We start from the raw sequence: 2,405 nt of genomic DNA, 5'->3' as shown, positions 1-2,405 counted from the left end.
GCAGCAAAGGTAAATGGTCGTAGCGGTGTGATGTAGGTAGCTTGCCTTTTTTTGTGCGCTAAATTTAAGTCTTCTTATCGTTTCAATTTTGTAATTTGGTGCTTTATTATTGTAATTTCAATTTTTATGTCTAAAGTTGTTTTAATAACTGGAGGTTCTTCAGGAATAGGAAAATCGGTAGGAGAGTATTTAACCCAAAAAGGATTTGTAGTTTATGGTACGAGCCGAAGTCCAGAAAATTATACTGATAGTAAATTCTCTATACTAAAGTTAGATGTTAAAAAGGTAGATACCATTACCAAAACCGTAAACACTATTATTAAAACAGAAGGTAAATTAGACATCCTTATTAATAACGCAGGCGCAGGCATTACAGGACCTATTGAAGAAATTCCAGAAACAGAAATTAAAGCCAATTTCGATACCAATTTTTTTGGTCCCATAAATGTTATTAAAGCCGTTTTGCCACAAATGCGTAAACAACAATCGGGCTTAATAATAAATGTAACCTCTATTGCGGGGTACATGGGGTTGCCGTATCGCGGTATTTATAGCGCAAGTAAAGGTGCTTTAGAACTTTTAACCGAAGCGTTTAGAATGGAACTTAAAAGCTTTAATATAAATATGACTAATGTCGCACCTGGAGATTTCGCTACTAACATTGCAGCTGGTCGTTATCACGCACCACTTTTAAACGAGTCGCCTTATAAAAAGCCGTACGGCAATACTTTAAAATTAATGAATGAGCACGTTAATTCTGGTAGTAACCCAAATATGATGGCTAAAGCTATTCTTAAAATTATAAATAGTAAAACCCCAAAAGGGCACTATAAAGTAGGAGATTTTATGCAAAAATTTTCTATTGTGCTTAAAAGAATCCTTCCAGATAAAGTTTATGAAAAACTATTAATGAATCATTATAAACTTTAAAAATTTTTGGGCAATAAATCAAAAGTCATTTATAAAATTTGTATTAGTTTTTAATCAAAGTAAAATAATATATAAAAGCTTAATTATTTTTTATGGTATATTATTTGATATTGATTGTTTCTAAAATCTTTCATCATGCGACAATCATTACTCACCATGCTTTTTATTTCCTTTTTCACATTTACCAATTGCGAAAATGTTGTAGACTGCATTATTAATGTACGTCCTGTTTTATCTGATGAAAAACTAGCTTTTGGTGGAGTTAATCAATATTATTCTGAAAAGATTTATGCCGAAATTAAAAACGAGCCACAAGACAATGCATACAATTATTATTTTGATGTGCGCGGTAACATTCCCGATGGTTTAGATGTGATTATAGATTACAGAGAAGTGTTTATTGAGGGCACACCCACCAAAGCCGGTAGATATACCTTTACGGTGTATTTAGATGTCGATCCACCAGACGGTTATTATTACGATGAAGATGGTAATGAAAGGTACGATGATTCGTTATGTAGCGATAGTACTTCAAGAACTTATACCATTGCCATTAAATAACAGTTTATATCATACTCAATTGTTAATATATTTTAATTAAAAAATAATTTTTGAAGTATTATAAAGTTGTAAATTTGCAGGGCGTTAACGATAGTAATGGCATCCTTTTTTACTTTTTGTAAAAGGATGGCTTCACTTGAATGATTTTGTAGTAGAGAGTAACGCTCTAAGCATAAAACACAACTAATATATATACGAATGAAATTTTTTATTGACACAGCAAATCTAAATCAAATAAAGGAAGCGCAAGACCTTGGTGTGCTTGATGGAGTTACCACAAACCCATCTTTAATGGCTAAAGAAGGTATTACAGGACACGATAACATTTTAAAGCACTATGTTGATATTTGTAATATTGTTGATGGAGATGTAAGTGCCGAAGTTATTTCGACAGATTTTGAAGGCATGGTTAGAGAAGGCGAAGCTTTAGCTGAATTACACGACCAAATAGTTGTAAAGTTACCAATGATTAAAGATGGTGTTAAGGCTTGTAAATATTTTGCAGAAAAAGGCATTAGAACGAATGTAACATTGGTGTTTTCTGTTGGTCAAGCATTATTAGCAGCAAAAGCGGGAGCTACTTATGTATCGCCATTTATTGGTCGTTTAGATGATATCTCTACCGATGGATTAAACTTAATTGCAGAAATTAGACATATTTACGATAACTATAATTTTGATACTCAAATTTTAGCAGCCTCTGTTCGTCATACGATGCATGTTATTGACTGTGCAAAATTAGGTGCCGATGTTATGACAGGGCCACTAAGTTCTATTGAAGGGTTATTAAAGCATCCTTTAACCGATATTGGTTTGGCTAAGTTTTTAGAAGATTATAAAAAAGGAAACTAAACAAAACATATTTGGTTTCTGGTATAAAAAAGCCTCAGCTTAATAGAAGTTGAGGCTTTTTT

Annotated in this window: 3 protein-coding genes; all 3 read left to right on the top strand. The window is 32.4% G+C overall.

Annotated features, from left to right (window positions below; translation table 11 throughout):
• Positions 1–126: 126 nt before the first annotated feature.
• Complete coding sequence (locus AADI82_RS14905; protein WP_341217202.1) at positions 127–930, top strand: SDR family oxidoreductase; 804 nt, start codon at positions 127–129, stop codon at positions 928–930.
• Between the two features lie 135 nt (positions 931–1,065).
• Positions 1,066–1,491: a hypothetical protein gene (locus AADI82_RS14900; protein WP_341217201.1), complete on the top strand. Its 426-nt coding sequence runs from the start codon at positions 1,066–1,068 to the stop codon at positions 1,489–1,491.
• A gap of 198 nt (positions 1,492–1,689) precedes the next feature.
• Positions 1,690–2,343 (top strand): fructose-6-phosphate aldolase, encoded by a 654-nt coding sequence (fsa, locus tag AADI82_RS14895; protein WP_034045191.1) that lies wholly within the window; start codon positions 1,690–1,692, stop codon positions 2,341–2,343.
• The last annotated feature ends 62 nt before the right edge of the window (positions 2,344–2,405 follow it).

Source organism: uncultured Wocania sp. (assembly GCF_964021735.1).
Taxonomy (GTDB): domain Bacteria; phylum Bacteroidota; class Bacteroidia; order Flavobacteriales; family Flavobacteriaceae; genus Wocania_A.
The sequence above is the reverse complement of the archived record's forward strand: the minus strand, read 5'-3'. Positions and strand labels throughout refer to the sequence as shown.

Excerpts from the sequence above, each read along its gene's own strand:
- AADI82_RS14905 (WP_341217202.1), top strand. The coding sequence starts at position 127 with ATGTCTAAAGTTGTTTTAATAACTGGAGGTTCTTCAGGAATAGGAAAA.
- AADI82_RS14900 (WP_341217201.1), top strand. The coding sequence starts at position 1,066 with ATGCGACAATCATTACTCACCATGCTTTTTATTTCCTTTTTCACATTT.
- fsa (WP_034045191.1), top strand. The coding sequence starts at position 1,690 with ATGAAATTTTTTATTGACACAGCAAATCTAAATCAAATAAAGGAAGCG.